The 5,427-nt window shown below is 73.1% G+C and carries 6 protein-coding genes; 3 read left to right on the top strand and 3 right to left on the bottom strand.

The window, feature by feature from the left end:
- Positions 1-417 (top strand): alpha/beta hydrolase (locus H5J29_RS19460; protein ID WP_181782480.1); only part of this gene is annotated, 417 nt, incomplete at its 5' end.
- On the opposite strand, the gene H5J29_RS19455 is transcribed toward H5J29_RS19460, so the two are convergent.
- From H5J29_RS19455 to H5J29_RS19445, 3 genes are all read right to left on the bottom strand, one after another.
- Positions 407-1,297, bottom strand: coding sequence for a ribonuclease Z (locus H5J29_RS19455; RefSeq protein WP_181782479.1), 891 nt, complete (start codon positions 1,295-1,297; stop codon positions 407-409). The two genes, H5J29_RS19460 and H5J29_RS19455, sit on opposite strands and share 11 nt — an antisense overlap.
- 74 nt (positions 1,298-1,371) lie before the next feature.
- Positions 1,372-2,151: an enoyl-CoA hydratase/isomerase family protein gene (locus H5J29_RS19450; RefSeq protein WP_181782478.1), complete on the bottom strand. Its 780-nt coding sequence runs from the start codon at positions 2,149-2,151 to the stop codon at positions 1,372-1,374.
- Positions 2,152-2,238: 87 nt separating this feature from the next.
- On the bottom strand, positions 2,239-3,075 hold the full coding sequence (locus H5J29_RS19445; RefSeq protein ID WP_181782477.1) for an ABC transporter ATP-binding protein: 837 nt from the start codon (positions 3,073-3,075) through the stop codon (positions 2,239-2,241).
- A 13-nt stretch (positions 3,076-3,088) separates the two neighbouring features.
- Here H5J29_RS19445 and glgX point away from each other — a divergent pair, with 13 nt between their 5' ends.
- Both glgX and H5J29_RS19435 read left to right on the top strand, forming a co-directional pair.
- Complete coding sequence (gene glgX, locus H5J29_RS19440; RefSeq protein WP_312858311.1) at positions 3,089-5,122, top strand: glycogen debranching protein GlgX; 2,034 nt, start codon at positions 3,089-3,091, stop codon at positions 5,120-5,122.
- A gap of 174 nt (positions 5,123-5,296) precedes the next feature.
- Positions 5,297-5,427, top strand: a 131-nt coding sequence (locus H5J29_RS19435; RefSeq protein ID WP_181782475.1) for an FmdB family zinc ribbon protein, incomplete at its 3' end; no start/stop codon positions are given.

Here is a 5,427-nt window from a genome sequence, read left to right as displayed (position 1 = left end):
CACGAGTTCCTGGTCGGCACGGACGTCCACCGGGCCGACCTGGTGGAGGCGGGGAAGGCCGTGCTGCCCGACCTGCCGGACGAGCTCCTGGGTCTGAGCCCGCAGGCGCCGTTCCTGCTGACCGACTGCCGCGCCTGGGACGTCCCCGCCGCCCCCGACTCCGTGCAGGCCCCCGCGACGGCCGACGTGCCCGTGCTCGTCCTCGACGGGGGGCTCGACGCGATCACCGCACCGCGGAACGGCGAGCTGGTCGCGAGCGCGCTGCCGAAGGCCACCCGCGTGGGGTTCGCCGACTCCGCACACGACGTCCTGCTCTGGTCGACGGCCTGCGCACTGCCGGTCATGCAGAGCTTCCTGGCGGGGAGGACGGACACCGCGTGTGCGACGTCGGTCCGGCCCGCCGCGTTCACCGGCTGAGGCGCGGCGGCACGGGGATCCGCATCAGGTCCTCGGCGACGTGCAGCTCGCCCGCGAACACCTCACGGGCCTCCCGCTCGAACGCGGTCGGGTCGGTGTAGCGCTGGGAGAAGTGGGTGAGGACCAGGGTGCGGACCCCGCACTCGGCGGCGACGGTCGCGGCCTCGCGGGCGGTGAGGTGGCCGTAGGTGTGCGCGAGGTCGGCCTCGGCATGGAGGAAGGTCGACTCGATGACCAGCATGTCCGCCCCGTCGGCGAGGGCGTACACGCCCGCGCACAGCCGGGTGTCCATCACGAACGCGACCACCTGGCCGGGCCTCGGGGCACTGACCTGCTCCAGCGTGACGCCGTCGAGCTCGCCGCGGGCCTGCAGCTCGCGCACGCGGGGGCCGGTGATGCCGGCGCGGGCCAGCTCGTCGGGGAGCATGCGGACGCCGTCGGGTTCGGTGAGCCGGTAGCCGAAGGCCTCGACCGGGTGCTCCAGGCGCGCCACCTCCAGGCCGGGTGCGACGGGGCCGTCTGCGGCGTGCGGGTGCTCCGCGATCTCGCCGCGCTCGAGGTAGGAGCTGGCGTAGCGGAGCCGGGAGAAGTACTCCTGTCCGGACGCCGGGAAGTGCGCGTGCACCGGGTGGGCCACCTGGTCGAGCGAGATCCGTTGCAGTACACCGGGGACGCCCAGGCAGTGGTCGCCGTGCAGGTGGGTGAGGCAGAGCCGGGTGACCGCGGAGACCGGGATCCCGGCGAGCAGCATCTGCCGCTGGGTGCCCTCGCCGGGGTCGAACAGCAGCCCCTGGTCGTCGAAACGCAGGAAGTAGCCGTTGTGGTGCCGGGTCCGGGTCGGCGCCTGGGAGGCCGTCCCGAGCACGACCAGCTCGCGCACACGCGCTCCTCAGGTCGTGAGTGGCGATGGTCGCTCCAGACAGGTCGCTCCAGCGACCATCGCCACTCACAGGATCAGCGGCCGGTGAACTCCGCCTTGCCCGGGCCGTTCTCGACGAAGGACCTCATGCCGATGCCGGCGTCGTCGCTGGCGAACAGACCCGCGAACAGCTCGGACTCGATGTCCAGGCCGGTGCGCAGGTCGGTGTCCAGGCCGCCGTCGATCGCCTTCTTCGCCGCCGCGTAGGCCAGGGCCGGGCCGGAGGTGAACTGCGAGACGTACTCGACGGACCGGGAGTACACCTCGTCGGCGGGGACGACCTCGTCGACCAGCCCGATCTCCAGCGCCTCCTGCGCGGTGATCATCCGGCCCGTGTAGATCAGGTCCTTGGCCCGCGACGGGCCGACGAGCCGGGTGAGCCGCTGGGTCCCGCCGCCGCCGGGGAAGATGCCGAGCAGGATCTCGGGGAAGCCGAGCTTCGCGTTGTCCCCCGCGATCCGCCGGTCCGCGCCGAGCGCGACCTCCAGGCCGCCGCCGAGGGCGTAGCCGGTGACCGCGGCGACCGTGGGCTTGGGGATGGTCGACAGCGCGCCGAGGCCCGCGGACAGCCTGCGCGCGACGGGCGCCATGTCCGAGTAGGACATCGACGCCATCTCCTTGACGTCCGCACCCGCGGCCAGCGTCTTCTCGCCGCCGTAGACGATCACCGCGCGGACGTCCGCCCGGCTCGCCGCCTCCTCCGCGACGACCAGCAGCTCGTTCTGGACCTGGCGGTTGAGCGCGTTCATCGGCGGCCGGTCCAGCCGGACCGTGCCCACCCCGTTGTCGACCTCGAGCCTCACGAATTCCGTCACGAGCCGACCCTAACCCGCCACCACGACGAGCGAACGGCACTCTCGCTCATACCTAGTGAGCGAGAGTGCCGTTCGCTCATCCGGGGGTCAGCGGAGGTAGGCGCTGTACCGGCGCCTGCGGCGCTGCACCGACAGTGGGACGCCGAAGGTCTCGGTGAGGTTCGCGTCCGTGAGCACGTCGTCGAGCAGGCCCGCGGCCACGACCCGGCCCTCGCGCAGCAGCAGGCCGTGGGTGTACCCGGGCGGGATCTCCTCGACGTGGTGGGTGACCAGCACGGACGCCGGGGCGTCGGGATCGAGGGCGAGCGCGGAGAGCCGGGAGACGAGGTCCTCGCGGCCGCCGAGGTCGAGACCCGCGGCGGGCTCGTCGAGCAGCAGGAGCTCGGGATCGGTCATCAGCGCGCGGGCGATCAGCACCCGCTTGCGCTCCCCCTCGGACAGCGTGCGGTACTCGCGCTCCGCGAAGCCCTCCATGCCGAGCTGCTCGAGCAGCTGGGTGGCGCGGTCGGTGTCCATCGCGTCGTACCGCTCCCGCCACCGGCCGAGCACGCCGTACCCGGCGGAGACGACGACGTCGGACACCACCTCGTCGCCCGGGATCCGGATCCCGAGGTTGGCCGAGGTCAGCCCGATGCGAGGGCGCAGGTCGAACAGCGCCACCCGGCCGATCCGCTCCCCGAGGACGTGCACCACACCGGCGGTCGGGTGCATCTCGGCGGCGGCGAGCCGGAGCAGGGTCGTCTTGCCCGCGCCGTTGGGCCCGAGCACCACCCAGCGCTCGTCGAGCTCGACGCTCCAGTCCACGGAGTCGAGCAGCACCGTCGGCCCGCGCCGCACGGTGACCCCGTCCATGCGGATCACGAGATCGGTGAGATCGGGTGTGACGCTGTGCGCGGCGGCCGGTCCGGGGGTGCTCACCCCCATATCCTCGCCGATCGTGCCGGTCTTCCCGTTGGGTGCCCATGTCGACGACTCCGGGGCCCGCTTCGCGGTCGCCTCGACCAGCGCCGATGCCGTCGAGGTGTGCCTGGTGGACGAGGCCGCCGACGGTTCCCTCGCCGAGCGTCGGGTCGAGCTCACCGAGCGGACCTTCGGCGTGTGGCACGGGCACGTCCCGGGAGTGCGGCCGGGGCAGCGCTACGGCTACCGGGTGCACGGCCCCTACCGGCCGTGGGACGGGCACCGGGCCAACCCGCACAAGATCCTCGTGGACCCGTACGCCACGCGGATCAGTGGCCGGGTCACCGACCTGGCGGCCGCGCGCGGCTGGGTCGACGACCCCATGACCGGTCCGGCGAGCACGCTCGACTCGCTCGGCTCGGTCCCGTTGTCCGTGGTCGACGCGCCCGACGGCACCCCCCTGCCCCCGCGCCCCGACGTCCCGTGGTCCGAGAGCGTGCTCGCCGAGCTGCACGTGCGGGGGTACACGAAGCTGCACCCGGAGGTGCCGCCGGAGCACCGCGGGACGTATCTCGGCATGGCGCACCCCGCCGTCGTCGAGCACCTCCGGCGCATCGGGGTCACCGCGGTCGAGCTGCTGCCGGTCTGCGCGAGTGCCTCCGAGCCCTCGCTCGTGGAGCGCGGCGCGACCAACTACTGGGGCTACTCCACGCTCGGCTTCCTCGCCCCGCACGCGGGCTACGCCTCGACGCCCGGCGCGGAGACCGCCGAGTTCCGGACCATGGTGGACACCCTGCACGCTGCGGGGATCGAGGTGATCCTGGACTTCGTCCCGAACCACACCTGCGAGGGCGGCGTCGGCGGGATGACGCTGTCCTACCGCGGCCTCGACGCCCGGGCCTACTACTCGCTCGGCGGCAACGGCCACGACGCCGACATCACCGGCACCGGCAACACCCTCGACGCGGGCTCCCCCACCGTGATCCGGCTGGTGTGCGACGCGATGCGGCACTGGGTCACCCGGTACGGCGTCGACGGCTTCCGGATCGACCTCGCGTCGGTGCTCGGGCGGCCGCGGTCCGGCACGTTCGACCCGCACTCCTCGCTGCTCACCGCGATCGCCGTGGACCCGATCCTGTCCACGACCAAGCTGATCGCCGAGCCGTGGGACGCCACCGGCGAGGGCTACCGGGTCGGCGGCTTCGGCGTGGCGTGGTCGGAGTGGAACGGGCGCTACCGCGACGCCGTGCGGGACTTCTTCCGCGGGCACGGGCACATCTCGGAGCTGGCCTCGCGGGTGACCGGGTCGTCGGACATCTACGCGCTGTCCGGGCGGCGGCCGTGGGCGTCGGTCAACTTCGTGACCGCGCACGACGGCTTCACCCTGCGCGACCTCGTCAGCTATGAGCGCAAGCACAACGAGGCCAACGGCGAGCACAACCGGGACGGGACCGACGACAACCGCTCGCAGAACTTCGGCGTCGAGGGCGAGAGCACGTCACCGGTCGTGCGGGGCCGGAGGCGGGCCGCGGCGCGGGCGATGCTCGGCACCCTGCTGCTCTCGATCGGCACGCCGATGATCGTCGGCGGCGACGAGCGCTGGCGGACCCAGGGCGGCAACAACAACGCCTACTGCCTCGACGACGAGACGACCTGGGTCGACTGGCTGCCCGACGCCCTCGACCCGGCCGCCGCCGAGGCGATGACCGCCTTCACCGCCCGGCTCACCGCGATCCGCCGGTCCTCCCCGGACCTGCACCGGGACGTGTTCCTCCGCAACTCCGACGTCCGGTGGTGGAACCCCGGGGGCCGCGCGATGAACGAGGGCGACTGGCACGACGGGCACGCCCGCGCCCTCGGCCTGCTCACCGCGGAGTGGCTGTTCCTGCTCAACGGCGACGGCGGGGGTCAGCCCTGCGTCCTGCCCGGCGAGCGGAGCCTGACCCCGGTGCTGGACACCAGCCGCGAGGACGGGTGTCCCGCGAGCTCGCGCCCCCTTCGGGGCGGGAGCACCCTCACCCTCCCCCCACACTCCCTGCTGCTGCTCCGCCGCAACCCCGCCACCCCGTGACCACCAGACCCGAGGGCGCGCCGAGGGCCTCCACACTTCTTGATCAACAGGCCCTCAGGCCTGTTTCGGGCCCCGAGATCCTGCGTGAGCGCCTGATGATCTCTGCCGAGCTTGATCACCAGGCCCTCACGCCGGCGATGGAGGTGAAGCGGAGCGCGGCGTAGGCTCCCGCGCATGCCGCGCTACGAGTTCCGCTGTCGGGAGTGCGCTCGCCGCGGAGGGCGGGCGACCTTCGAGGTCGACCGCCCCATGGCCGCGGCCTCCGATCCCGCCGACTGCCCGCAGGGGCACGCCGACACCGTGAA

The organism is Pseudonocardia pini (genome assembly GCF_013870575.1).
Classification (GTDB): domain Bacteria; phylum Actinomycetota; class Actinomycetes; order Mycobacteriales; family Pseudonocardiaceae; genus Pseudonocardia; species Pseudonocardia pini.
This window is presented reverse-complemented; position numbering and strand designations above follow the sequence as displayed.

What these genes read in the sequence shown, in the direction of transcription:
- H5J29_RS19445 (WP_181782477.1), bottom strand. Translation starts at nt 3,075, where the DNA reads ATGGGGGTGAGCACCCCCGGACCGGCCGCCGCGCACAGCGTCACACCC.